25 protein-coding genes are annotated in these 23499 nt (G+C 69.7%); 13 read left to right on the plus strand and 12 right to left on the minus strand.

What is annotated here, in order from left to right; translation table 11 throughout:
* Positions 1–80: 80 nt before the first annotated feature.
* The gene (locus STH_RS05045) at positions 81–1076 is read right to left on the minus strand and encodes an MBL fold metallo-hydrolase (protein WP_011195117.1); all 996 of its coding nucleotides are present in this window, start codon (positions 1074–1076) and stop codon (positions 81–83) included.
* A gap of 165 nt (positions 1077–1241) precedes the next feature.
* Between STH_RS05045 and STH_RS05050 the strand changes: the two genes are divergently transcribed.
* From STH_RS05050 to STH_RS05060, 3 genes are all read left to right on the plus strand, one after another.
* Positions 1242–2549, plus strand: coding sequence for a histidine kinase (locus STH_RS05050; protein ID WP_242654576.1), 1308 nt, complete (start codon positions 1242–1244; stop codon positions 2547–2549).
* A gap of 93 nt (positions 2550–2642) precedes the next feature.
* Entirely contained in the window at positions 2643–3416 is a 774-nt protein-coding gene (locus STH_RS05055) for a LytR/AlgR family response regulator transcription factor (RefSeq protein ID WP_043713472.1), read from the plus strand.
* A 105-nt stretch (positions 3417–3521) separates the two neighbouring features.
* Positions 3522–3782 carry a hypothetical protein gene (locus STH_RS05060; protein ID WP_043713474.1) on the plus strand — a complete coding sequence of 87 codons (261 nt, stop codon included), beginning with the start codon at positions 3522–3524 and terminating at the stop codon, positions 3780–3782.
* Positions 3783–3843: 61 nt separating this feature from the next.
* Here the strand turns inward: STH_RS05060 and STH_RS16950 are convergent, their stop codons facing one another.
* The gene (locus STH_RS16950) at positions 3844–5622 is read right to left on the minus strand and encodes a stalk domain-containing protein (protein ID WP_083765971.1); all 1779 of its coding nucleotides are present in this window, start codon (positions 5620–5622) and stop codon (positions 3844–3846) included.
* A gap of 128 nt (positions 5623–5750) precedes the next feature.
* Positions 5751–6314 carry a GTP cyclohydrolase I FolE gene (folE, locus tag STH_RS05070; protein ID WP_011195122.1) on the minus strand — a complete coding sequence of 188 codons (564 nt, stop codon included), beginning with the start codon at positions 6312–6314 and terminating at the stop codon, positions 5751–5753.
* A 241-nt stretch (positions 6315–6555) separates the two neighbouring features.
* Between folE and STH_RS05075 the strand changes: the two genes are divergently transcribed.
* Positions 6556–6993 carry a DUF2203 domain-containing protein gene (locus STH_RS05075; RefSeq protein ID WP_043713479.1) on the plus strand — a complete coding sequence of 146 codons (438 nt, stop codon included), beginning with the start codon at positions 6556–6558 and terminating at the stop codon, positions 6991–6993.
* Positions 6994–7303: 310 nt separating this feature from the next.
* Here the strand turns inward: STH_RS05075 and STH_RS05080 are convergent, their stop codons facing one another.
* From STH_RS05080 to STH_RS05095, 4 genes are all read right to left on the minus strand, one after another.
* Positions 7304–8590: a (Fe-S)-binding protein gene (locus STH_RS05080; RefSeq protein WP_011195124.1), complete on the minus strand. Its 1287-nt coding sequence runs from the start codon at positions 8588–8590 to the stop codon at positions 7304–7306.
* A complete protein-coding gene (locus STH_RS05085; protein WP_043713481.1) occupies positions 8587–9999 on the minus strand; it encodes an FAD-binding oxidoreductase in 1413 nt (470 codons plus the stop codon). Before STH_RS05085 ends, STH_RS05080 begins: the two co-directional genes overlap by 4 nt.
* Positions 10000–10136: 137 nt before the next feature.
* Positions 10137–10475: a hypothetical protein gene (locus STH_RS05090; RefSeq protein WP_043713483.1), complete on the minus strand. Its 339-nt coding sequence runs from the start codon at positions 10473–10475 to the stop codon at positions 10137–10139.
* 90 nt (positions 10476–10565) lie between these two features.
* A complete protein-coding gene (locus STH_RS05095; protein WP_043713485.1) occupies positions 10566–11411 on the minus strand; it encodes a DUF2268 domain-containing putative Zn-dependent protease in 846 nt (281 codons plus the stop codon).
* A gap of 163 nt (positions 11412–11574) precedes the next feature.
* On the opposite strand from STH_RS05095, the gene modA reads away from it, so the two are divergent.
* The 3 genes from modA to STH_RS16955 are packed head-to-tail and all read left to right on the plus strand — an operon-like array spanning position 11575 to position 14127.
* The gene (gene modA / locus STH_RS05100; RefSeq protein ID WP_043713488.1) at positions 11575–12366 is read left to right on the plus strand and encodes a molybdate ABC transporter substrate-binding protein; all 792 of its coding nucleotides are present in this window, start codon (positions 11575–11577) and stop codon (positions 12364–12366) included.
* A gap of 5 nt (positions 12367–12371) precedes the next feature.
* On the plus strand, positions 12372–13046 hold the full coding sequence (gene modB, locus STH_RS05105; RefSeq protein ID WP_011195129.1) for a molybdate ABC transporter permease subunit: 675 nt from the start codon (positions 12372–12374) through the stop codon (positions 13044–13046).
* Between the two features lies 1 nt (position 13047).
* Positions 13048–14127: an ABC transporter ATP-binding protein gene (locus tag STH_RS16955; protein ID WP_011195130.1), complete on the plus strand. Its 1080-nt coding sequence runs from the start codon at positions 13048–13050 to the stop codon at positions 14125–14127.
* A gap of 36 nt (positions 14128–14163) precedes the next feature.
* On the opposite strand, the gene STH_RS05115 is transcribed toward STH_RS16955, so the two are convergent.
* A complete protein-coding gene (locus STH_RS05115) occupies positions 14164–14343 on the minus strand; it encodes a hypothetical protein (protein WP_043713491.1) in 180 nt (59 codons plus the stop codon).
* Positions 14344–14521: 178 nt separating this feature from the next.
* Between STH_RS05115 and STH_RS05120 the strand changes: the two genes are divergently transcribed.
* Together STH_RS05120 and STH_RS05125 are read left to right on the plus strand one after the other, a co-directional pair.
* Entirely contained in the window at positions 14522–15709 is a 1188-nt protein-coding gene (locus STH_RS05120) for a trans-sulfuration enzyme family protein (RefSeq protein WP_011195132.1), read from the plus strand.
* A gap of 75 nt (positions 15710–15784) precedes the next feature.
* Positions 15785–16771 carry a cation diffusion facilitator family transporter gene (locus tag STH_RS05125; RefSeq protein ID WP_050742124.1) on the plus strand — a complete coding sequence of 329 codons (987 nt, stop codon included), beginning with the start codon at positions 15785–15787 and terminating at the stop codon, positions 16769–16771.
* Between the two features lie 103 nt (positions 16772–16874).
* Here STH_RS05125 and STH_RS05130 read toward each other — a convergent pair whose 3' ends face one another.
* Positions 16875–18929, minus strand: coding sequence for a bifunctional metallophosphatase/5'-nucleotidase (locus STH_RS05130; RefSeq protein ID WP_043713493.1), 2055 nt, complete (start codon positions 18927–18929; stop codon positions 16875–16877).
* A 211-nt stretch (positions 18930–19140) separates the two neighbouring features.
* On the opposite strand from STH_RS05130, the gene STH_RS05135 reads away from it, so the two are divergent.
* A complete protein-coding gene (locus STH_RS05135) occupies positions 19141–19716 on the plus strand; it encodes a 3-hydroxyacyl-CoA dehydrogenase NAD-binding domain-containing protein (protein WP_050742125.1) in 576 nt (191 codons plus the stop codon).
* 50 nt (positions 19717–19766) lie between these two features.
* Here the strand turns inward: STH_RS05135 and STH_RS05140 are convergent, their stop codons facing one another.
* Positions 19767–20495 (minus strand): YebC/PmpR family DNA-binding transcriptional regulator, encoded by a 729-nt coding sequence (locus STH_RS05140; RefSeq protein ID WP_011195136.1) that lies wholly within the window; start codon positions 20493–20495, stop codon positions 19767–19769.
* Positions 20496–20672: 177 nt separating this feature from the next.
* On the opposite strand from STH_RS05140, the gene infA reads away from it, so the two are divergent.
* Entirely contained in the window at positions 20673–20900 is a 228-nt protein-coding gene (infA, locus tag STH_RS05145) for a translation initiation factor IF-1 (RefSeq protein WP_011195137.1), read from the plus strand.
* Positions 20901–21050: 150 nt separating this feature from the next.
* Here the strand turns inward: infA and STH_RS05150 are convergent, their stop codons facing one another.
* Positions 21051–21245: a hypothetical protein gene (locus STH_RS05150; protein ID WP_043713495.1), complete on the minus strand. Its 195-nt coding sequence runs from the start codon at positions 21243–21245 to the stop codon at positions 21051–21053.
* A 112-nt stretch (positions 21246–21357) separates the two neighbouring features.
* Here STH_RS05150 and STH_RS05155 point away from each other — a divergent pair, with 112 nt between their 5' ends.
* Both STH_RS05155 and STH_RS05160 read left to right on the plus strand, forming a co-directional pair.
* Positions 21358–21660, plus strand: coding sequence for a hypothetical protein (locus tag STH_RS05155; RefSeq protein WP_011195139.1), 303 nt, complete (start codon positions 21358–21360; stop codon positions 21658–21660).
* Positions 21661–21746: 86 nt separating this feature from the next.
* Positions 21747–23093, plus strand: coding sequence for a glucose-6-phosphate isomerase (locus STH_RS05160; RefSeq protein ID WP_011195140.1), 1347 nt, complete (start codon positions 21747–21749; stop codon positions 23091–23093).
* Positions 23094–23171: 78 nt separating this feature from the next.
* On the opposite strand, the gene STH_RS05165 is transcribed toward STH_RS05160, so the two are convergent.
* On the minus strand, positions 23172–23432 hold the full coding sequence (locus tag STH_RS05165) for an RNA recognition motif domain-containing protein (RefSeq protein ID WP_011195141.1): 261 nt from the start codon (positions 23430–23432) through the stop codon (positions 23172–23174).
* Between the last annotated feature and the right edge of the window lie 67 nt (positions 23433–23499).

The following is a 23499-nucleotide window of genomic DNA, read 5'->3' on the forward strand; positions in this document are numbered from 1 at the left end:
CGGGGGCTAGCCGCCCCCTCCTACTCGATTACACCGCATCGGGCTTCTCCGGGTGGACGCCGGCCGGCGGCGCCCGAAGCTCATGCCCGCAGGTAGCGCATGCCCTCCTTTCGCAGCCGCCCCTCGCGGCAGAGATAGACCAGGTGCGCCAGCGTCTCCGCCATGGCGAAGCGGACCTGGTGCAGCGTCAGGCCGTCCACCGGGAAGATCCGCCGACAGATCTCCCACGCCGTGGCGCCGCCCGGGGAGGCTGCGGCCGCGTCCGTCACCCTGGCCAGCCTTTCGGCGTGGTGGGCCAGGATCTCCCGGGCACGCCCGGCCACGTCGCGGATCAGGGCCCGGTGGCCCGGCAGCGCAAGTCGGGCGCCCAGGGCGGCCACCCGCCGGAGCGACGCCAGGTAGTCGGCCAGCGGGTTCGGGCGGCTGCCGGGCCACACCGACACGTTGGGTGTGATGCCGCTGAGCAGCATATCGTTGGCCAGCAGGATCGAACGCCGCGCGTCCCAGAAGACCGCCAGCCCGTCGGAGTGGCCCGGCGTCCAGATCACCTCATAGGTGCCGTCGCCCATGGCGATCCGGCTGTCGATTGCCAGCGGCCGTAGCTCCGGGAGCGGTCGGACCCGCTCCACCTGCTGGAGGTGGTGCCGGCGGAGGGCGCTCGCAGTGGCCTCGTCCATCCCTTCCCCGAGGAAGAGCGCCTGGAGCCGCTCCGCCATGGCCCCGGTCCCGTCCGCCCAGAACCGGTGGAACTGCTCCATCTCGGTCTCCGGCAGGAAGGCCGGGGCGCCGGTGAGCTGCTGCAGCCAGCCGGCCGCGCCCACGTGATCCGGGTGGTAGTGAGTCAGCACGATCTGCTTGATGTCCTGCGCGCGAATGGCCAGGTGCGCAAGGGCGCGGGGCCAGGCGGCCTCGGCCAGGCTGTCGTGGAAGCCGGTGTCGACCAGGGTCCAACCCGAGGGTCCTCGCAACAGGTAGCAGTTGACGTACCGCAGGGGAATCGGGATGGGGATGGGCACCAGGAAGATGCCGGGGCTCACCTCGGCGGGCGGCTGGTAGGGCGGGGGCTCCGCACGCACGGTCTCGGCCTCCTCCTCTCGCGGATCCGGCAGGCGACGGTGGACCCAGGGAGAATAGAGTCACGTCAAGGTTGTGTCCTTTTCGACGATACACCGCGCCGGAGCGATATCGCCCGGCCCGGCGCGGCCGGTGGGAGCGGCGGCTTCGCAGTGGGAGGTGTACCCGTGGTGAACCGCAGGGCGCGGGCGCTGCTGTTGGCGATGGTGGGCGTCGGCGGGGCGGCACTGGTCTGGCTGGTGTGGGCCCGACCGCCCCGGGCGGAGATGTGGGCGGCCGCGGTGGTCGTCCTGCAGCTGGTCCTGGCCGCCTGGCTCCTGACCAGGCAGGACGACGAGGAGTCCATCTCGCCGGCCGTCCTCGAGTCCATCACCAGCTTCGACACCTCGCTGCGGATCGGCGAGGAGACGATGCCGTACCTGAAGCAGGGGCTCAACTTCGAGTCGGCGCAGAAGATCTGCGAGATCATCCGGCAGATCACCGAGATGGACGCCGTGGCGATCACCGACGACAAGGTGATCCTCGGCTTCTCGGGCGTGGGCTGCCGGCGGCACCGGCAGGGGGGGCCGATCCTCACCGGGGCCACCCGCCACGTGCTGGAGACAGGCGAGGCGCGCGTGGTGAACGACCCGCGGGTGCTTTCCTGCGACGAGCCGGGCTGCCCGCACCCCCTGAAAGCGGCGGTGATCACGCCCCTGAAGTTCCGGGGGAAGGTGGTCGGCACGTTCAAGCTGTACCGGGCCTCCAACGCGCCCGTGCCTACCTACGTGGTGCGGCTGGCCGCGGGCATTGCGGCGCTGCTGGGCATCCAGATGGAGCTGGCCGAGTCGGAACGGCAGCGGCAGTTGGTGGTCCGGGCCCGGCTGGAGGCGCTGCAGGCGCAGATCCGGCCGCATTTCCTGTTCAACGTGCTGAACACCATCATCATGTTCTCGCGCACCGACCCCGAGCGCTCCCGTGAGCTTCTGGTGAGCCTCGCCCAGTTCTTCCGGCGGTCGCTGACCACCCGGGGCAACATGAACACCTTCCAGGACGAGCTGGAGTACATCCATATCTACCTCTCCCTGGAGCAGGCCCGCTTCGGCGAGAAGCTCCGGGTGAAGATGAAGGTGGACCCCCGGGTCACAGGCGCCATGGTCCCCGTGCTGACCCTGCAGCCGCTGGTGGAGAACGCCGTGGTCCACGGCCTGGCGCCCAAGGAGGACACCGGCGTGGTGGGCATCCGGGCGCGACAGGTGGGCAGCCACCTGCATATCCTGATCGCCGACAACGGTGTCGGCATGGACCGGGAGACGCAGCGCCGGGTCTTCGAGGAAGGGTACGGCAACAACATGGGGCTGGGCCTCACCAATGTCAACGAGCGGCTGATCTCGCTCTACGGCCCGCAGTACCGGCTGCGCATCCGCAGCACCCCCGGCCGGGGCACGGCGATCCGGCTGCGCATCCCCCTGCAGCATGCAGCTCAGGGCGATTGAGCTGCGTTTCACGTGACAACTCTTGGCGATCCCCGGACCGTCGTCTACAATGGGTAGGCAAAAGTTCCAGCTGAGAAGGAGCGTAGGTTGCCAATGGTGCTGAGGGCCCTGATCGTTGACGATGAATACCCGGCCCGGATGGAGCTGCGGTATCAGCTCAGCCAGTTCCCCGACGTCGAGGTCATCGGAGAGGCGACCAACGCTCGCGAGGCTATGGCCCTGATCAACGCGCTGGACTACGACGTCATCTTTCTCGACGTGCAGATGCCGGGGATGACGGGCATCGAGCTGGCCAAGAGCCTGAAGGGCCGCCCGGTCATGCCCAAGGTCGTCTTCGTCACCGCTTACGAGAACTACGCCGTGTCGGCCTTCGAGATCCCGGCGACGGACTACCTGCTGAAGCCGATCGAGGCCGAACGGCTGGGCGAGACGATCCAGCGGCTGCGGGAGGCGAAGGAGGCCGCGGCGGGAGAGGCCCGGCCGGAGGCGTCTGAGGGCGCAGAGCGGCCTGCGGGCGCGTCCAAGCCGCAGCTGACCTTCCTCATGTGCGAGAAGGATGACAAGCAGATCCCGCTCCCGCTGAACGAGATCGTCTACATCTTCTCCGAGGGGTACAACGTATACGTCCAGACCTATTCGGAGCGATACCTCACGCGCCACACGCTGCAGGAGCTCACCGAGCGGCTGCCGTCCTCGCAGTTCTTCCGCAGCCACCGCTCCTACCTCGTGAACATCTATCAGGTGAAGGAGATCAGCCCGTACTTTAATGGTGCGTACATCTTGAAGCTGAAGGATAAGGAGCACTCCGAGGTCATCGTGAGCCGGTCCAATGTGAAGCGCATGAAGCAGCTCTTCTCGATGGGATGAACGGGCGCATGCGGCTGTTCGGCTTCTTGGCCGCTCTGACCAGCAGGAGGAACGCGATGTTTGGCGAAGAAATGGATGCCAAGGTCGCGGAGAGGAGGAATGGTCGTGGCCTATTTTGAGCGCCTCACGCCAACCCGCTGGCCGGCTGACGCGCATATCCAGACGCCCTGTGATCCACTGGTTGCGGCGGCGGAGTTCAGCTATTCCAACCCTGGATTCGCCGGGCTGCTCGAGGTGAGCGTACAGGGGCTGGTCGGGGGGCGTCCGGTGCTCAAACCCGTGCTGGTTCAGGTCGATGGACCCGGCCGGTGCAGGTTGGCCCCTCCGGACTCTCGCCTCGCCGTTCCCACCCGCGAGCTGGTCTGAATGGAGAAATGCCGAACAGAAGCCGCCCTCCGGCGCTGCGGAGGGCGGTCGTTTTTCGCGCTCATCGGAGGAGCCAGGACTGGTCTGCCAGGACGAAGCCGTGGTCCATCAGACTGTACGCCTCGGCGTAGAGCGCGCTGCGGCTCTCGCCGCCCAGCAGGACCAGCATCACCTCGCGGCCGTCCCGCCACGCCGAGGCCACCAGGGTGTACCCGGCCTTCTCCGTCCACCCGTTCTTGACCCCTGTGGCGCCGGGGTAACGGAGCACGAAGAGGTTGCTGTTGGTCAGCTGCCGGTTGCCCCACAGCCCGGGGATCGTCGCCTGCGGCAGGTACATGTACGAGCGGAACAGCGGGTTGCGCAGGGAGGCCAGGGAGATGCGGGCCAGATCCTCCGCCGTGGAGTAGGGGTTTACGTCGTCGTCGAGCCCGGAGGCCGTGACGAAATACGTGTTCTGCGCGCCCAGTTCCGCGGCCCGCAGGTTCATGCGCCGGGCGAAGGCCTCCTCGCTGCCGGCCAGGTGCTCGGCGATGGCGACGGCGGCGTCGTTGCCGGAGACCAGCATCAGCCCGTACAGCAGCTCCCGCAGCGTGCGCTGCTCGCCGGCGCGCAGGTACACGCTGGTGCCCGGCTGGCTGGCGGCGTTGGCGCTCACCGTGACCACCGCGTCGGGATGGCCCTGCTCCACCGCCAGGAGCGCCGTCATGATCTTGGTGGTCGAGGCGATCGCCCGGGGGGCGCGGGCGTTGTACTCGCTGAGCACCGCTCCCGTGGCCACATCCACCAGGATGTACGCCTGCGCCGCGATGTCGGGGATGCAGGTGGTGCCCCCGGCCGGGCCGAGGGTCACGGTGCGGGTGGCGTCAGACCAGGAGAGGGTCACCCCCAGGTGGTCCGCCAGGTCGCGCGCGGGGATCAGCGGCCGGCCGCCGACCAGCAGGGGGGCGGCGGAGAGCGCGACCGCCTGACCGTTCAGGGTCGCGGTCGCCGAGTCGGGCGTGATCAGAAGCTGCCGGCCGCCCAGCTCCGCGGCGATGGCCGTGCCGTCACCGGCCCGGCGGACCGAACCGCCCAGCGCCTCAACCGCCTCCACCAGCGGGACGTACGTCAGGTTGTTCACCAGCGGCACGGCCCCGATGCACTGTCCGCCGGCCTGGAGGTAGGCCCGCTGCTCCAGGAGCGCGAGCAGCGGCTGCACCACCGGCTCGCTCCCCACGGTGCGTGTGTAGCGGTTCGCCACCCAGCCGAGTGTGCCGCCCGGGAGGGCGACCTGCGTCCACTCCGCCCCCGGCTGCTCGCTCACGATGTCCAGCCGGGTTCCCACCGGCACCGTCGTCAGGATGGGCGCGGTGGTGCTCGGTTCCGCCCGCACGTTCAGGGGCCCGTCGATGACCTCCAGCTGCCCGGGAGGTGCGGTGACCACCGTCACGGTGCGCGTGGCGCCGTCGTACCCGACCTCGGCTCCGAGCCCCTCGGAGAGGAAGCGGAGGGGGACGTAGGTGCGGTCGGCGATGATCTGCGCCGGGACGTCCAGCGGCACCTCACGGCCGTCCACCTGCGCGGTGTACTGGCCGATGCGGAGGGACACCGTGTGTTCGCCCATCCGGGCCGTGACCAGGTTGGGCGGCTCCCATCCGACCTCGGCGCCCAGCGATTCGAGGTAGGCCCTCATGGGGACCAGGACCCGGTTTTCCTGGAGGATGGGGGTCTGTGGCAGATAAAGCTCCCGTCCGTTTACATAAAGGGAGAGCGGTTGCACGTCGGCCGCGAGGGCCGGTGCCCCGCTGACCAGCAGGGTTGTCGCGGCGAGGGCCGCAGCCAGCTTACGGCGTATTGCCAAGGTGTGTCACCTCAATAACAATCTAACTATGAGATTGGACGGGGCTTGCCATTACAGGGTTCCACGACTTGCGGAGGGTCTTGGTGGAAGGAGAAAGCCTCCGCAACCCTGGGGTTGCGGAGGCTTCGCTACCTGACGCCGCGGATGAGGGCCATGGCCTCGGCCCGGGTCGCCTCGCTGGTCTGGAAGACGCCCCGCACCGCGGAGGTGATGGTGGAGGATCCGGGCTTGCGCACGCCGCGCATGGTCATGCACATGTGCTCGGCTTCCACGACCACCAGCACGCCGAGGGGGTTCAGCTTCTCCATCAGCAGGTCGGCGATCTGGGCGGTGAGCCGCTCCTGCAGCTGTGGCCGCCGGGAGAAGTCCTCGACCACCCGGGCCAGCTTGGAGAGCCCGACCACCCGGCCGCTGCGGGGGATGTAGGCGACGTGCGCCTTGCCGAAGAAGGGCAGCAGGTGATGCTCGCACATGGACTCGAAGGAGATGTCGCGGACGATCACCAGCTCCTCGTGGTCCTCGTTGAAGATCGCGGTGAGCCTTTCAGCCGGGTCCCGGTGGAGCCCGGCGAACACCTCCTCGTAGAAGTCCGCCACGCGGCGGGGCGTCTCCAGCAGCCCCTCGCGGTCCGGATCCTCGCCGACCGCTTCCAGGATCATCCGCACCGCCTGCTCAATCTTTGCCTTGTCCACGGACAACCGTGGTCACCGCCTTTCCGTGTCACGACTTCGCAGCCCGCCGGGGCGCGAGGGGGCGGACCGCCGGGGGTCCACCCCTCTTTGGACGGACCGCTCACCCGGACTGGTACTGTTGACTTGAAAGGTTAGCTACCGAGAGGTTCAGGGCGCGCACACCGTTTGACTTCTTCCCTTCGGACTCCGTATAATGCGCGTAAACAGACCGCGCGATGGCCGTGGGAAGGTGGGGATGAGGATGGCAACCCGCTACTTTACGCCGGCTGAAGTGAACCGTCTCATTCCCGAACTGGAGCGCATCATCGCCTACCTCAGGCGCCTGGATGCCGAGATTCAGGAGAAGGACTGGCGGCTGAGGCAGCGGAAGGTGGAGGCCCGGCGGCGGGACGACCCGGTGGACACCTACACCTTTCTGAAGGAGGAGGCCGAGCTGGACTTCCTCCGGATCCTCTCCCGCGGCCAGTGCGACCGCATCCGGGAGCTTGGGGGCGAGTTGAAGGGCGGCTACCTGGTGGACTTCCCGGCCATCGTGGACGGGCAGGAGGTCCTGCTCTGCTGGCGGCCGGGCGAGCCGGAGGTGCGCTGGTACCACGGGCTGCACGAGGGCATGATGGGGCGCAAGCCGCTCCCGGAGGCGCCGGGCGATGAGGAAGCGCGGCCCGAGCCGGAGGAATAGGCAAGGGAGGCGTCTGGCGTGAGGTCTTTCCTCGTTCTGCTCGGTACGTACCTGCTGGTCTACTTTGTCGCGCCCGGCCTGGTGGGGGCGGTCGTGTGGTCGCTGCCCATCGAGCGCCCGGAGCGGTACGGCGGACTGGGGTTTCTGGCCATGATCGCCGCGTACGCGTTGCTGCGCCGGGTGTTTGGGAACCGGGTTCCCCAGGTCTGGCCGGTGCGCGGCGCTTCGGCAGCGGCTGTCTGTCATGCAGGCGAAAGGAGGGCGGTTCCGCCAGGCAAGGCGGAACCGCCCTCTTCGTTTCGCGTTGCGCTCAGTGACTTCCCCCGGCAGCCGGGGCCTTGCGCATCGCCTCGGCGACCACGTCGGCGATGTGGCGTACCTGCACCCGGTCGGCCAGGCCCGCCCGCTGGATGCCTTCCAGCATCTCCAGGTGGCAGGGGGTGTTGGCCACCACCAGGGTGGCGGCGCCGGTCTGGGCGACCTTCTGCGCCTTGTCGTCCAGGATCCGGTCGGAGAGCAGGGCCTGGGTGATCATGTAGGTGCCCGCGGCGCCACAGCAGCGGTCGGCCTCCGGCAGCTCGACGAAACGGGCGCCGGGCATGGACTTGAGCAGGTTGCGGGGCGGCGCCGCCACCTTCTGAACGTTGCGCAGGTGGCACGAATCCTGATAGGTGTAGGTGCCGGTCATGTCCCCCATCGGGATGGGACCGAGCTGCTCCACCAGTTCGGAGAAGTCCCGGCAGCGGGACGAGAACGCCCGGGCCCGGTCGGCCCACTCCGGGTCGTCGGCCAGCAGCTTGTCGTACTCCCGCAGGGCCGCGCCGCAGCCGCCGGCCGTGCTCACGATGAAGTCGCAGCCGCTGGTCTCGAAGGCGGCGATGTTCCGCTTGGCCTGCGCAACGGCCAGCTCGTGCTCGCCGGCGTGGCTGTGCACGGCGCCGCAGCATCCCTGACCCGCGGGGAGCACCACCTCGCACCCGAGCCCCGTGAGGACCTCGATCGCGTTCTGATTGGTCTCGAAGAACACGATGTCGGAGAGGCATCCCATGAAGAAGGCCACCCGGTACCGGCGGTTCCCGGCGGCGGGGTATGCCGGCTTGCGGGCGGCGCGCCTGGCCGGCGAGGCGACGGGCGGGATGGCCCGCTCCATATCGGCCAGCCCCTTACCGCCGATCTTCTCCACCAGGTTCAGCCGGTGCGCCAGCGCGTTCAGGCGGAGCTTCTGGTAAAGCCACAGCGCCCAGGCGGAGAACCGGATGCCACCCGGCGTGCCCAGCAGCCAGCGGTAGGCCCACCGCACGACGCCGGGCAGGGGCCTCACCTGGTTGAGCTGGGCCCGCCCCTGCTCCAGGATGGCTCCGTAGGTGACGCCCGCGGGGCAGGCGGGCTCGCAGGCTCGGCAGCCCAGGCAGGTGTCCAGGGGGCCGGCGATGTCCAGGACGTCCAGCTTGCCCTCCATCACCGCGCGCATGAGCGCGATGCGGCCCCGCGGGCTCGCCGACTCCACCTGCTTGTACCGGTAGGTGGGACAGGCGGGCAGGCAGAACCCGCAGCGCATGCAGTTGAGGATCATATCCTCGGAGATCTGCACCTTCACTGGCGGACCACCACCCGCTTCCGGGTCTCGCCCGCGAAGAGCTTGCCCGGGTTCAGGATGCCGTGGGGATCGAAGGCTTTCTTGATGTTCTTCATGAGCTCGATGCCGACGGGTCCGACCTTCCACTCCAGGTACGGCGACTTGGCCTCGCCCACCCCGTGCTCGCCGGTGATGGTGCCGCCCAGCTCCAGGGCGGCGGCGAAGATCTCTGCAAAGGCCTGCTCGACCCGCTGGATCTCCTCCTTGTTCCGCTCGTCGGTCATGCAGGTGGGGTGGAGGTTGCCGTCGCCGGCGTGGCCGAAGGTGCAGATGTCCAGGTCGTACTTCTGCGCGATGCGCTGAATCTCCGCCACCATCGGGGCGATCTGGCTGCGGGGCACCGTCGCGTCCTCCAGGATCGTGGTGGGCCTGCGCCGGGCCAGGGCCGAGAGCGCAAAGCGCCTCGCCTGCATCAGCCGGTCCTGCTCGGCGGGATCGCTGGCGTGTTCCACCCGCGTGGCGCCCTCTTCCCGGCAGATCTGGGCGATCCGCTGAATGTCGGCGTCGCAGACCGACGCCGGGCCGTCCTGCTGGATGAGCAGCAGGGCCGCGGCGTCTGTGGGCAGGCCCAGGTGGACGTAGTCCTCCACGGCGCGGATGGTGCCGTTGTCCATGAACTCGAGGGTGCACGGGATGATGCGGGCCGCGATGATCCGGCTGACGGTCCGCGCGGCCGCCTCCATGTCGTGGAACACCGCCAGGGCCGTGCGCTTGGCCTCGGGCATCGGCAGCAGCTTCAGGATGACCTCGGTGACCACGCAGAGGGTCCCCTCGGACCCGCAGATCAGCTTCACCAGGTCGTAGCCGGCAACGTCCTTCACGTTCTTGCCGCCGGCCCGGAAGATGCGGCCGTCGGCCGTCACGGCCGTGAGGCCCATGACGTAGTCCTTGGTCACGCCGTACTTCAGGCCGCGCAGGCCGCCGGCGGACTCCATGACGTTGCCCCCGAGGGTCGAGGAGGTCATGGAGCCGGGGTCGGGCGGGTAGAACAGGCCCACGGCCTCGACGGCCTTGTGCAGCTCGGCGGTGATGACCCCGGCCTCTGCGGTGGCCGTCAGGTTCTCCTGGTCGATCTCCAGGATCCGGTTCATGCGGTTCAGGGACAGGACGATGCCGCCGCCTGCGGGCACCGTGCCGGCGGCCAGGTTCGTGCCCGCGCCCCGGGTAAATACCGGGATGCGATGCGCGTGCGCGATCTGCAGCACCGCGGCCACCTCCTCGGTGGTCCGGGGCAGAACGACGGCGTCGGGGAGCCGCTGGTAAAGCGGCGTGGCGTCATAGGAGTAGGCCATGAGATCAGCCTTGCTGGTCAGGCACCACTCTTCGCCGACCGCCGCCCGGAGCGCGGCGAGGATTTCCGGCGTGAGCATGCTTTCGCCTTCCTTTCGCGAGGTCCTGCGAGTGGTCTGATGGTCGGACCCCTTCACCGCTATCATAACGCATGAAACATGGTCTTGTCCCCACAAAAAAGACTGGCGAGGAGCGCAGGCTCCTCGTCTTGCGCGGGCTATTCGGTCTGGCCCAGGGACTTCTTGGCCAGATACGCGGCCATCATCCTGTCGTAAGCGGCCTGACTGTACGGGAAGGAGACGACGGTCATGAGGACCACGTCTCCGCCGGAACGGTGCAGGTGCACCGTGTCGCATTGGGATCCGTCGGCCAGGTCTTCGAGATACGCCTCCATCACCGCCGTCGCCGCTTCCTCGGTGAAGGGCTTCTCCAGCCCCATCTCCTGGCAGATCCGCTTGTATCGCTCCTCCGGAAGCTTCAGGTCGAGGTACTGCTGAATGTAGACCCGCGGTTTCCCCCGTTCGGTTGTGGCGCCCTTCCAACGATCACCGGCCACTGCGAAGGACCCCCTTTCCCCCTCAGTATAGCGGCCTGCCGGACGCATCTCAACCCGGGTTGTGCCCCGGGGAGGCCGGCGGAAGCCGGCTCAGCCCAGGCGGCGCAGAATCTCCTCGGAGGGCAGGCACAGCATCTCCTGCATGGCCCCGGCTCCGTGTCGGTCCAGGTAGCGCCGGCAGAGGGAGTAGCCCACCCAGTAGCCGCTGACGGGTGCGTCCGCGGCGAAGTAGCGGGCGAAGACGGTGAGACCCCCGGCGTGGAACTCCCGGGCGGCCGCAGCCACCGCTTCCGCGTCGTGCGCGCGGTGCCAGGCCAGCCGGTCCGGGTCCATGAACGTGGCCAGGGTCTCCCGTCCGAGCAGGAGGTCGGTGAAGAGCAGGGCGGTGCCCTCCAGCATCACCATGTCCAGGAGGGTGAGGTGCTGGGGCGAAGGGGGCAGGCCCAGGGCCTCCATGCGCGCGACGTGCGCCGCCTCGTGGGGCACCATCTCCTCCACGGCCTCCGGCGGGTACCAGTACCGGGGGCCCGGGGGCGGCGCGGGCGAGAAGCGCTCCATCCCCAGGGCGATCGCAGGCCGGCCGCCCACCGCGATCGTCGCGGCCGGGGCGGCGAAGAACAGCGTGGCCAGCCAGACGTGCGGCATACGCCCGGGAAGCAGCGGCTGAATCCGATCCATGACGGACCGGACCCGCTCCTCCATCCGGTAGCCGGGGGCCGGCTCCAGCGCCCGGCGCAGGGCCGGCGCCAGCCGGGTGACGATCCCGGGCAGCCCCCCCTGGCCCATCAGCAGCGGCCCGTAAGTGTCGGCGAGGCCGTCGAAGTAGGCGCGATGGGGCAGGTACGCCATGTGGTAGAAGGCCGGCCACAGGGGCGAGCCCAGCTCAGCCGCCTCCAGGCTGAGCAGTACGTCGCGGTACACGGGCGTGATGCGCACGGGGACCACCTCGGCCCCAGCCTATGCGGGCGGCGGCAGGGGGTGCGCCGCGCCTCGGTCGGTCGCTCTAGCCGGGGAGTGGCACGCTCGGGCGGTGCCGGGGCGGCGCGGGTATGGTATCGTGGCAGGGAGAGACCTTACTCCGGGAGGAAGATGGCGCAAGATGATACGGCGTCTGACGGGCCTGGTGGCGGTGCTGATTCTGGTCACGGGCTGCGCGCCGCGGGGACCGGGCGGCGGCGGGGCCCCGGGGAACGGGGCCGGGGACGCGGCCCGCCCGCTGACGGTCGCCGCGGCCTCCGACCTGCACTTCGCCTTTTCGGAGATCGGGAAGCTGTTCACGGAGGAGACCGGAGTGGAGGTCACCTTCACCTTCGGGGCCAGCGGCAGCCTGGCCAGGCAGATCGAGAACGGCGCGCCGGTCGATCTGTTCGCGGCCGCGGACACCGCCTACGTCGACCACCTGATCGAGGCGGGGGCGATCCTGCCCGACAGCCGCAGGGTCTACGCCCTCGGCCACCTGGTCCTGGCCGCGGGCGCCGCCGCGCCCGTGGACGACCTGGAGGACCTGCTCGACCCGGCGATCCGGCACCTGGCCGTCGCGAACCCCGACCACGCCCCCTACGGCCGGGCGGCCCGGGAGGCGCTGGAGAGCGCCGGACTCTGGGAGGCGCTGCAGCCCAAGCTCGTGCTGGCCGAGAACGTCCGGCAGGCCCTGCAGTACGTGGAAACCGGCAACGCGGACGCGGGGCTTGTGCCGCGCTCGCTGGCCGATGTCCCGGATATCACCTTCGTGGCCGTAGATCCGTCGCTCTATGCGCCGCTGGAGCAGACCCTGGGGATCGTGGCGGGCAGCCCGCGGGAGGCGGAGGCCCGCCGCTTCGCCGAGCTGGTCACCGGGCCGGAGGGCCGGGCGGTGCTGGAGCGTTACGGGTTCGGCCTGCCCGCGGAGTGATGCCCATGTCGGATCTCGGTGCGATCGACTGGTTCCCGGTGGTGCTCTCGCTGCGGGTGGCCTTCCTGGCCACCCTGTCCGCCGCGCTCGCCGGCGTGCCCCTGGCCTACGGCCTCGCCCGCCGGCGCCTCCCCGCCCCGAGGCTCCTCTCGGCCCTGACGACCCTGCCGCTGGTCCTGCCGCCGACGGTGGTGGGGTATTACCTGCTGCTGCTCATCGGCCGTCAGGGACCGCTGGGAAGGCTGCTGGAGGGGATGGGCATCCGGCTGGTCTTCACCTGGCACGCCGCCGTGCTGGCTGCGGCGGTGGTGTCGTTCCCGCTGGTGGTGCGGTCCGCGCAGGCGGCATTCGAGTCAATGGATCCGGCGCTGGAGGCGGCGGCCCGGACCCTGGGCCGGTCGGAGCTCTCGATCTTCTTCACGGTCACGGCGCCGCTGGCCTGGCGGGGCATCCTGGCCGGCGCCGTGCTGGCCTTCGCCCGCGCCATGGGCGAGTTCGGCGCGACGCTGATGGTCGCGGGCAACATCCCGGGCCGTACCCAGACGCTCTCGGTGGCCATTTACGACGCGGTCCAGTCCGGCCAGTACGGCCTGGCCAATGCCCTGGTGCTCCTGATCAGCCTGGTGAGCGTGGGGGTGCTGGTGGTGCTGACGGGCTTCGGCGAAGGGAGGGGGAGGTGAGGTGCTGACCTGCCGGATCGAGAAGCGGCTGGGCGCGTTCCACCTGCAGGTGGACCTGACCGCGGGCCCGCACATCACCGCCCTGTTCGGTCCCTCGGGTTCCGGCAAGAGCCTGACGCTGCAGGCGATCGCCGGGCTGGTGCGGCCGGACCGGGGGGTCATCCGGCTGAACGGCCGGACGCTGTTCGATGGAGAGGCGGGCACCAACCTGCCGCCCCAGGCCCGGCGGGTGGGGTATGTGCCGCAGCACTACGCCCTCTTCCCCCACATGACGGTCCTGCAGAACGTCGCCTACGGCCTGCACCGGCTGCCGCGGCGGGAGCGGCGGGAGCGGGCCGCCGCGGCGATCGCCGCCGTCGGGTTGGCGGGCCTCGAGTCGCGCCGGCCCGGGGAGCTCTCCGGCGGGCAGCAGCAGCGGGTCGCCCTCGCCCGGGCCCTGGTCACCCGGCCGGAGGTCCTGCTGCTGGACGAGCCCTTCGCGGCCCTGGACGACGCGACGCGGCGGGCGCTGCACGGGGAGCTGCTGGCCGTGCTGGCCGAGCAGCAGATCCCGACCCTCCTGGTGACGCACCAGCTGGAGGAGGCGTACGCGCTGAGCCGGACCATCGCGGTGTACGAAGCGGGCCGGGTGGTGCAGTTGGGGCCCCGCACGGCGGTCTTCCAGCGGCCCGCCACCTTGGAGGCCGCCGCCCAGATGGGATTTCACAACCGGCTCGAAGGGGTGGTGGCCGCGGTCGACGGCGAGGGCGCCCGGGTCCGGGTCGGGCCGCACCAACTGCTGGCCCCGGCCGGGGACGCAAGGCCCGGGGAACGGGTGGTCTGCGCCATCCGGCCGGAGCACGTCATGCTGGTCCGGAAGGACCGGCCGCTCCGGGCCCCCGGGGACACCGTGCTGGCCGGCGAGATCGTGGAGGAGATCGACTACGGCGGAGACGTGCTGCTGCTGTTCCGTTCGGACCCGCCCGGCGTGGAGCTGCAGGTGAGCCTGCCCGGGTACGTGTACGAGCGGCTCCACGTGGCGGAGGAGAAGCGGTGGGACGTGGTGCTGCGCCGGGCGTACCTGCGGACGTACCGCGTGTGAGCGGAGGGGGCTCGAGCCCCCTCCGCCCGGCCTGACCTATCGGGACGTCTCCCCCGGGTGGTTGGCGTGGAAATGCTGGGTGACCGGGATCGTCCGGCGGACCTTGGTCATCCGCAGGTTCCCTTCCACCTTCTCCACGTCCACCGGGTTGTACCGCTGCCGGATCTCCCACTCGTCGATCTTCTGACGGACCTCGGGTGGCAGAATCTCGGACATGGCTGGCACCTCCCAATAAGCGTGAGGCCACTCCATAGCTTGCCCCAGGGACGCCCCCGGCCGCGAGCCGTATCGCGCAGACGGCGACCGGGGCGGACCGCTGCCCGCACAGGAACGGGCGGGCGGCTTGCCGAAGTCACTTCAATACTTAATCTTTCGGGATAAGGAGCGAGCCGTCATGGAGAGACCTGCACCCGTTCCCAGCGACCGCGCGGAGACCCTGGCCGCACACGCCGGCGACGACCCGTTCCGCTTCCTGGGCGCCGCCGCGCCGCCCATCTTCGAGACGTCGACGTTCGTGTTCCGCACCGTGGCCGACGCGCTCGCCGCCTTTGCAGACGAGCAGGAGCATTACGTCTACACGCGGCGGCGGAACCCCACCGTCCGGGTGGTGGAGGAGAAACTGGCGGCCCTGGAGGGCGCGGCGGAATGCCGGCTGTTTGCCTCGGGGATGGCGGCGATCTCGGCCGCGATCCTCTCCTGCGTGGGGGCCGGCGACCACGTGGTCTGTGTTGACACCGCGTACGGGCCGGCGCGCGCCTTCATCACCGGTTACCTGAGCCGCTTCGGCATATCGGCCACGCTGGTGGACGGGTGCGACCCTGCCGAGTGGGAGGCGGCGGTGCGACCCAACACGCGCCTCTTCTACCTGGAGTCGCCCTCCTCCGGGCTGATGAAGCTCCAGGACCTCGCGGCCGTGACCGCGCTGGCCCGCAGGCACGGCATCGCCACCATCTGCGATAACTCGTACGCCACCATGCTGCTTCAGCGGCCGCTGGAGCTGGGCGTCGACCTGGTGGTGTACTCGTGCAGCAAGTACTTCGGCGGCCACTCGGACGTGCTGGCCGGGGCCGTCCTGGGCCCCGCAGAGCGGATCCGGCGCATCGGCGACGCCGAACAGCCGCTGCTGGGCGGCGTGGTCGGCCCCTTCGAGGCGTGGCTGATCGGCCGCGGGCTGCGCACCCTGCCCCTCCGGCTGCGGCAGCACCAGCAGAGCGCAGGCCGGGTTGCCGAGTTCCTGGCCGGCCACCCGCGGGTCGCCCGGGTCCACTACCCCGGCCATCCGTCGCACCCGCAGCACGGACTGGCCCTCCGGCAGATGCGGGGGGCGTCGGGCCTGCTCTCCTTCGAGCTGGACACCGGGGACCTGAAGCAGGTCAGCCGGTTCGTCGACGCCCTGCGGCTCTTCCGGCTGGGGGTCTCCTGGGGGGGCTACGAGTCCCTGGTGTGGCTGCCGGTCATCGGCGCGATGCACCGCGCGCCCGAGGAGCAGTGGCCGAACCCGGGGCTGGTCCGCATCCACGTCGGGCTGGAGGATGTGGACGATCTCCTCGAAGACCTCGACCGGGCCTTGCGGGCGCTGTAGACGTACGCTTCACAACCGGGCCCCCTCGCCTCCGCCGGCGCATACTAGCGCGGAAGGAAGGGAGGGGGCCCCTTGTTGTCCAGTGCTTCGGGGGACAGGCGTCAGCGGCTCATCCACCGGGCGGGGTTGCTGACCATCGCCGTCAACCTCTGTCTCACCGTGGCCCGCGCGGCCGCCGGTTTTCTGGCCGGCTCCACGGCGGTCCTGGCCGACGCGGCCAACTCCGGTACCGACATCCTGGCCACGCTGGTGGTGATGGGCGGAAGCCGCATCGCCGCGCGGCCGCCTGACTGGAACCACCCATACGGCCACGACAAGGCCGAGCCGGTGGCGGCGAAGCTGGTGGGTATCCTTGTGACCTTCGCAGGGCTGGCCACCGCTGCGGGCGCCGTCCAGGCCCTGCGCGCCGGCGGCGAACCGGTCGGCCTGGCGGCGGCGGTGGTGACGGCCGTCTCCATCGCGGCCAAGGAGGCGCTGGCCCGGTACCTGGCCCGTCTTGGCCGGCGGCTGCGCAGCCAGGCCGTGCTCGCCGACGCGGCCAACCAGCGCACCGACGTCCTGGCGTCGGCCACGGCGCTGGCCGGCGCCCTGGGCGGCCGGTTCGGGCTCCCCATCCTGGACCCCCTCATGGGCCTGCTGGTGTCGGCCCTGATCCTGCGCATGGGGCTTGGCCTGTACTGGCAGGCGGTGCGGGACCTGATGGACCGGGCGCCGGAGCCGGAGACGGTGGACGCCATGCGGCGGGCGGCCCTTTCCGTGCCGGGGGTGCGGGAGGTGGGCGACCTGCGGGCCCGGGTGTTCGGCCCGGGGATCTACGCCGAGTGCAAGGTGAGCGTGGACGCCGGCCTGACCGTGGCCGAAGGCCACCGGATCGGCAAGCGGGTGAAGGAGGCCGTGATGCGCGCCGTCCCCGGGTGCCGGGACGTGCTGGTGCACGTGAACCCCTACCCGGGCCTGGAGGAGGAGGGGGACGTGCTCCCTCTGTATCCCGTGGCGGACGAACTTCCGGCAGTCGAGGGCGCGGAAGACGCCTGGGCGGGCCGGGAGGGAGAGGGGCCGTGACGGCCCGTTGGCGCGGAACGGGGCTGCCGCGGCACCTTGCGCTGCCGGGGCAGCCCCGCTGACCTGGTCGTCCTGACCGGGGAAAACCCGGCCATCGACCCGGCTAAGGCATGTTAATGACCTGGATCCGGTTCTGCAACTCGTAGGAGAGCGGCTCGTCGGCAGCCAGGGCCTTGACGTAGTCGACCAGGGCGTCCAGCAGGACGATGCCCAGATCAACCTGCTTGTCCGCGAGCTGCGCCAGGATGGTAAGGCCGTCGCCGCCCGACGCCATGAAGTTGTTCACGACCACCTTGTAGGTCGCGTCCGGGTCGATGGGCGTGCCGTCGGCCAGCTTGATCTCGACCACCCGCTCGCCGTCAGGCTTGCTGTAATCCCAGGTGAAGGTGATACCCGACACCTGCAGCGGCCGGTAGCCGCCTTCGTTCCTGAGCTGCCTGACGTAGCCGGTCAGCGCCTGCTCCAGCAGGGTCTTGACCTCGCTGCCCTTCATGTCGACCAGCACCAGGGTGTTGCCGAAGGGGCTCGTGGTGTACAGGTCGCCCCAGGTGACCATGCCTTCCTCGTTGGGGGTCAGGTGCGCCCGAATGCCGCCGCCGTTGTGGGCCGCGATCTGCGCGCCGGGCGCGCCAGCCAGCATGGCGTCCGTGATGAAGTCGCCGAGCACGCTCTCGCCAGACGGCTCGGTGTTGCGGGAGAGTTCATGGGCGAGCTTGCCCACCGGTACCTGCTTGATGGGCTCGATTTCGGCGGCCCACTTAGCCACGAGATCTGCCGCCCACGGGGTCGGGGCAAGGGCCTGGTGCGGATTCCACACCTCGACGGCTGCCTTCGTGACCTGCTTGTCGGCACGGCTCACGTAGAGGTCGATGCGGGCGAGGCCGGTGCCGTGAGGGCCGGACTGCACGGCCGGCACCTGGTTGCCGCTGGCATCGAGGACGTAGCCGGCCGCCTGCTTGTGGGAGTGGCCACCGGTGACAGCGTCAACCCGCTCCGTCACCCGGGGCATCCAGTCCGCCACCTCGCCGACGATCTCCAGGGGCTCGTCTCCCGGATCCACCGGGCTGTGGGTGACGACGACAATCAGATCCGCCCCGGCCTCGCGCAGCTTACGGGCCTCCTCGTTGATCACCGGCGCCGGATCGACGAAATCCAGCCCCTCCACGTTGGCCGCGAGCACGATGCCCTTGGTCTCCGGCGTGGTGATGCCGATGAAGCCGATGGTGTACTCGCCCACCTTCAGCGTCGTGGAAGGAACCGCCCATTCAGGCCGATCCTGCGTGCCCTCATAGAAGATGTTGGCCGCGATCACCGGATGCTCGGCGGTCGCCAGCAGTCCCTGCAGGGTCGGCTGGCTCCAGTCGAACTCGTGGTTGCCCAGGGTGGCGACCTTCACGCCGACCTTGTTGCGCCAATCCTGCACGGAGGCGCCGTTCACCAGGTTGGAGATCGGGGTGCCCTGGAAGGTGTCACCGCCGTCGATCAGGACGGTGTTGGGGTTCTTCAGCAACTGGCCGGCGATGGCGGTGGTGAACCGGGCGGCGCCCAGTTCCGCGCCGTTCGGCTCCAGACGGCCGTGGAAGTCGCTGTAAACCAGCAGGCTGATCTTGTCGGTGCCCTCGGGCAGGGGCTCCGGCACGGCCAGGCTGATCAGCTTGGCGGCCTCGCCCAGGGTGACCGGCGCGTCCAGGTCCAGTTCACCGGTGTCGCGGCCCAGCAGGACGCCGCGCAGCAGCAGGAACGCCAGGGCCTCGCGGGTGGCCTGATCCGCCGCGGCCGCGTCCGCGTAGCCCTCCAGCACGCGCAGGTCAGCGCCGGCCAGCTGGTCGCCGGCGACGGCCTTGGCGAGCAGGCGGATCGCCTCGCCGCGGGTGAGCGGACCCTCAGCCTCGTCGGCCAGGGAGGCGCCCGCCCGGACCAGCAGGTCGCGGAAGGACGCACCGTCAAGCGCGGCGTTCAGGTCGAGCTCTGCCGCTTCCTCAATGATGCCGTGCCTGATCAGGTCGCAGGCATAGGGGGCTGCCCAGTGGTCGCCCAGGCCGCAGTCCGTGGGTGCGGCCGGCACGACCGGCGCGGCGTAGGCACCGGAGGGCAGCGCGAGAAGCGAGACCATGAGTGCTACGATTCCCGATGTCAGGAGCCGCATCAACCGGTTCATGGTTTGCCTCCTCCTGCAGCGCCAGAAGGCGCGTGTTTTTTGGCAATAGCAATGGTACCACAAAAATGATTTGGACTCCTGCAAATTCCTGCGCGCCTTCCGTGAAGGGGACCTCTTGGCCACCCGCGGCATAACCGGTTCATCGGCGAGCATACATCTGGCGTGTGGACGGGCCGTGGCTTACCGTGGGCAGAGAAGGGGGCGGGTGCGGATGATGGAGCGGATAACGGTCATCGGGGGCACCGTGGCGGGGGTGGAGATCGCGGCGCTGATGGCGCGGGCGGGATACGCCACCTGCCTGCACGAGCCCGATCAAGCCGCCCTGGCCGAGGCCGGACGCCGGCTGCAGGACCGGCTGCTCGGCCGGCAGGGGGAAGGGGGCGGGGCTGCCTCCGTGGCCCAACTGGCGGCGGTGCGGGTGCGGCTGGAGGCGGTGCCGGAGGTGGCGGTGGCCGACGCAGACCTGGTCATCGAGGCGTCGTCGGTGGACCTGCCGGGCAAGCGGGAGCTGTTCGCGCGGCTGGACAGCTTCGCGCCGGCCCACGCCATCCTGGCCACCTGCTCGCCGACGATCTCCTCGGCCTACCTGGCGGCCGCCACCAGTCGGCCCGACCGGGTCGTCAGCCTGGGCTTCTTCAGCCCGCCCCTGGCGCCGCCGGCGGTCGCGGTGATCCAGGAGCCGCACCTGGCGCCGGAGGTGGTGGCCGCGGTGGCCGAGGTGGTCTGGCGGACGGGCCGTGAGCCGCTCCTGCTCCGGCGGGGCCGGGAACCCGAGGGGATGGCCTGAGCCCCGCGGACGCGCGGCGGCGCCCCGACTCCGGGGGCGCCGCCGCACCTTTACGCTTCGCTGATATCGGCGTTCGTATACACGTTCTGCACGTCGTCGTGCTCCTCCAGCAGGTCCAGGAGGCGCATCAGCTGTTCGGCTTCCTCGCCCGACACGGCCACGGTCGTGGTGGGCACCATGGCCACCTCGCCCTTCTCCACCGGGACGCCCGCCGCCTCCAGTTGCTTCATCACCTGGTTGAGCGCATCCGGGGCGGTGTAGATCGCGTAGGAGTCCTCCTCCGTGACCAGGTCCTCCGCGCCGGCGTCCAGGGCGATCATCATGAGGTCGTCCTCGCCGATGGGGGTCTCGCCCCGGTCGATCTCGATCACGCCGCGCTTCTTGAACATCCAGCTGACGCAGCCGGTCTCACCCAACGAGCCGCCGTGCTTGGAGAAGATGTGGCGCACGTCTGCCGCGGTGCGGTTGCGGTTGTCGGTGACGATGTTCATCATGATGGCGACGCCGCCGGGGCCATAGCCCTCGTACACGATCTCGTCGAAGCGCTCGGCGCTGTCCAGCCCGGCCCCGCGGGCGATGGCCCGCTGGATGTTCTCGTTGGGCATGTTGGCCTTGCGGGCCGCGGCGACCGCCACCTTCAGCAGAAAGTTGGTCTCCGGATCGGGCCCTCCCTCTCGGGCGGCCTTCATGATGTCCTTCGTGATGCGGGAGAAGGTCGCCCCTCGCTGCTGGTCCAGTTTGGCTTTCGATCGCTTGATGTTCTCCCACTTTCGGCCCAAGGGTGAAACCCCCTCCGACTAGATTGGCGCTGAACATTGTAGCACGCAGCGAAATCGGGCGACAAGGCGGATCCCGCGGTGTGGTCCACGAAACGTCTTTACTGGAATCTCCTGTAACTCCGGATGACGAACCGGAGGAAACTGGCTATAATACATAAAGAAAGGAGGTGATGGGACGTGGCCCGGTCGGACATGATCGAGGTGGATGGCGTGATCGTCGAGCCCCGGTCCAACGGCTTCTTCACCGTCCGGCTCGACCTGGAGAACCAGCCGGAGGTGATCGCTCACCTGGGAGGCAAGCTGCGCCGGCACTACATCCGCGTCGTGCCCGGCGACCGGGTGACGGTGGAGCTCAGCCCCTACGATCTCACGCGCGGCCGCATCGTCTACCGCTATCGGCACTGAACCAGCGCAGAACCGACGGCACGAATCCGCATGGGTTGCGGTGAGCTTCGAACCGCCGGTTTTGCCCTGGTGGGCGAAGGGGGAGCCCAGGCAGGCTCCCCCTTCGCGTGAATACCATGGAACGGGGGACCGCGGACGCGGCCTCCCGCCTCAGAAGTCTACGCTGTCGATCTGATCGATGCGGGTGGCCCTGGCCAGGCCGTTTCGGTCCACCGTGTACACGACGTCGTTGTCAAACGCCACGACCTTCTGGCGCCGGATGACGACGCCGTCCACGACCAGGCTCGTGTTAAACCCGCCACCCCGCAGGTCCTCCAGCAGCTGGCGGATGGTTCCGTTCTGCATGTGGGGACTCCTCCTCAGGGACGGATTGAGAGAGCCGGGGCACAGCCTCCCAGGTTTACATTATGCGTTCCCGCCCGCGGATGTCCGAATGGGGAAAGGAGGGGAGGCGGGGGTGCCGATCGCCTGTCGCTTCGCGCGGAGGGGCATGCTGGTCGCACCGCGCCGGCTGACCGCTCCCGGGGGGCCTGTTTCCCGGGTTGAGGGCTCCACGGCCGGTTCCGGGGGTGACCGGAGCGGCGGACGCGATCCGATCGTCGAGCTGCTGGCCGAACTCCGGGGACGTGCGGTGACGCTGCAGGTGGGGCAGCGGCTGCTCACCGGCCGGCTCATCCTGGCCGACCCCGTGGTGATCGTGGACGGGCAGGGCCGCGCGACGTGCGCGCGGCCGGAGGCGGTGGTGGCGGTGACGTTCTGAGCGGCGCGGATACACGAAGGCTTGGCTCGCCGGCGGCGCCGCAGGTATACTGTGATCTGAACACTTGGAGCCTGGAGGGGGTCCTGTTGAGTTCTTCGCTGCGTTTCACCGTCTCGCCGTCTCTGCTCGGTCCCCATCCCCACGAACTGACGTACCAGGCCGAGGCCATCCGGATCGCCCACCGGATGCTTCACGAACGGACAGGCCCGGGCGCCGGGTTCACCGGCTGGCTGGACCTGCCCGAGCGCTACGACCGCGAGGAGTTCCGCCGCATCCAGGAGGCGGCCGCGCGCATTCGCGGCGATTCCGACGTCCTGGTGGTCATCGGGATCGGCGGCTCCTACCTGGGGGCGCGGGCAACCGTCGAGGCGCTCGGGCACGCCTTCCACAACCTGTTGCCTCCCGAGCGCCGCGGGGCGCCCCAGATCTTCTTCGCCGGCACCGACCTGAGCCCGCGCTATCTGACGGAACTGCTCGACGTGCTGGAGGACCGGGAGGTATCGCTCAACGTCGTCTCCAAGTCCGGGACAACCACGGAGCCGGCCATCGCCTTCCGGCTGCTGCGGAACTGGATGGAGCGCCGGTACGGCAAGGAGGGCGCGCGCCGGCGCATCTACGCGACCACCGACGCCGCCCGGGGCGCGCTGAAGCAGCTGGCAGACGCCGAGGGGTACACCCGGTTCGTCATCCCCGACGACGTCGGCGGCCGCTACTCGGTGCTCACGGCCGTGGGCCTGCTGCCGATCGCCGCCGCCGGCATCGATATCGACGCGCTCATGGCCGGCGCCGCCGCGGCCGCCGCGGCGTACAGCGACCCGGATCTCGAGCGGAACCCGTGCTACCAGTACGCCGCCGCCCGCAACGCCCTCTATCGCAAGGGCATGACGACGGAGGTGCTGGTCACCTACGAGCCCGCCCTGAAGGCGACGGCCGAGTGGTGGAAGCAGCTGTTCGGCGAGTCGGAGGGGAAGGACGGCAAGGGCATCTTCCCCGCCGCCGCGGCCTTCACCACCGACCTGCACTCCTTGGGCCAGTATATCCAGGAGGGCATGCGGAACCTGTTCGAGACGGTGGTGCACGTGGAACGGCCGTCCGTCGACATCCCGCTGCCCCCCGGCGACGAGGGCGACGGCCTGGGCTTCCTGGGCGGCCAGACGCTGCACCACGTGAACCACACCGCGTTCCTCGCCACCCGGCTGGCCCACACCGAGGGAGGCGTGCCCAACCTCACCCTCACCCTGCCGGAGCTCACGCCCTACCATTACGGCTACATGCTCTACTTCTTCATGAAGGCCTGCGCGATCAGCGGGTATCTGCTGGGGGTCAACCCCTTCGACCAGCCCGGCGTCGAGGCGTACAAGCAGAACATGTACGCGCTGCTGGGCAAGCCGGGGTTCGAGGCCCGCCGGGCCGAGATCGAGGAACGCCTCTAGGGCTAGGAAGTCGGATCACACACAAAAGCGGCGCCCCCGCATGTGCCGGGGGCGCCGCCGTGCGATTGGCGCCGGACGTTACGCGCGAGCCGGGCGGCTCTGGGCCAGGTTGACGGTCAGAACACGGCCGTTGTACGGCTGGCCGTTCAGGGCCTCGATGGCCCCGGCGGCCGCCTCCTCTTCCATGTCCACGAACCCGAACCCGCGGCTGCGGCGGGTCTCCCGGTCCAGGACGATCTTCGACCGCTTCACTTCCCCGTACGGGGCGAAGAGCGCCTCCAGTTCCTCATCCGTGGTAGCCCAGGGCAGATTCCCGACGAAAATGCTCACAACGGCCAAGTCTGACAGCCTCCTAAGTGAGAGTCACGGACCCGGCATACCTCTTCGCCCTTGCGACCGAGAAACC

This window comes from Symbiobacterium thermophilum IAM 14863, from assembly GCF_000009905.1.
Taxonomy (GTDB): Bacteria; Bacillota; Sulfobacillia; order Symbiobacteriales; family Symbiobacteriaceae; genus Symbiobacterium; species Symbiobacterium thermophilum.

What these genes read in the sequence shown, in the direction of transcription:
- STH_RS05075 (WP_043713479.1), top strand. Translation starts at nt 6,556, where the DNA reads ATGGCAACCCGCTACTTTACGCCGGCTGAAGTGAACCGTCTCATTCCC.
- STH_RS05055 (WP_043713472.1), top strand. Translation starts at nt 2,643, where the DNA reads ATGGTGCTGAGGGCCCTGATCGTTGACGATGAATACCCGGCCCGGATG.
- STH_RS05130 (WP_043713493.1), bottom strand. Translation starts at nt 18,929, where the DNA reads ATGAACCGGTTGATGCGGCTCCTGACATCGGGAATCGTAGCACTCATG.
- STH_RS05120 (WP_011195132.1), top strand. Translation starts at nt 14,522, where the DNA reads ATGGAGAGACCTGCACCCGTTCCCAGCGACCGCGCGGAGACCCTGGCC.
- STH_RS05085 (WP_043713481.1), bottom strand. Translation starts at nt 9,999, where the DNA reads ATGCTCACGCCGGAAATCCTCGCCGCGCTCCGGGCGGCGGTCGGCGAA.
- STH_RS05115 (WP_043713491.1), bottom strand. Translation starts at nt 14,343, where the DNA reads ATGTCCGAGATTCTGCCACCCGAGGTCCGTCAGAAGATCGACGAGTGG.
- modA (WP_043713488.1), top strand. Translation starts at nt 11,575, where the DNA reads ATGATACGGCGTCTGACGGGCCTGGTGGCGGTGCTGATTCTGGTCACG.
- modB (WP_011195129.1), top strand. Translation starts at nt 12,372, where the DNA reads ATGTCGGATCTCGGTGCGATCGACTGGTTCCCGGTGGTGCTCTCGCTG.
- STH_RS05135 (WP_050742125.1), top strand. Translation starts at nt 19,141, where the DNA reads ATGATGGAGCGGATAACGGTCATCGGGGGCACCGTGGCGGGGGTGGAG.
- STH_RS05150 (WP_043713495.1), bottom strand. Translation starts at nt 21,245, where the DNA reads ATGCAGAACGGAACCATCCGCCAGCTGCTGGAGGACCTGCGGGGTGGC.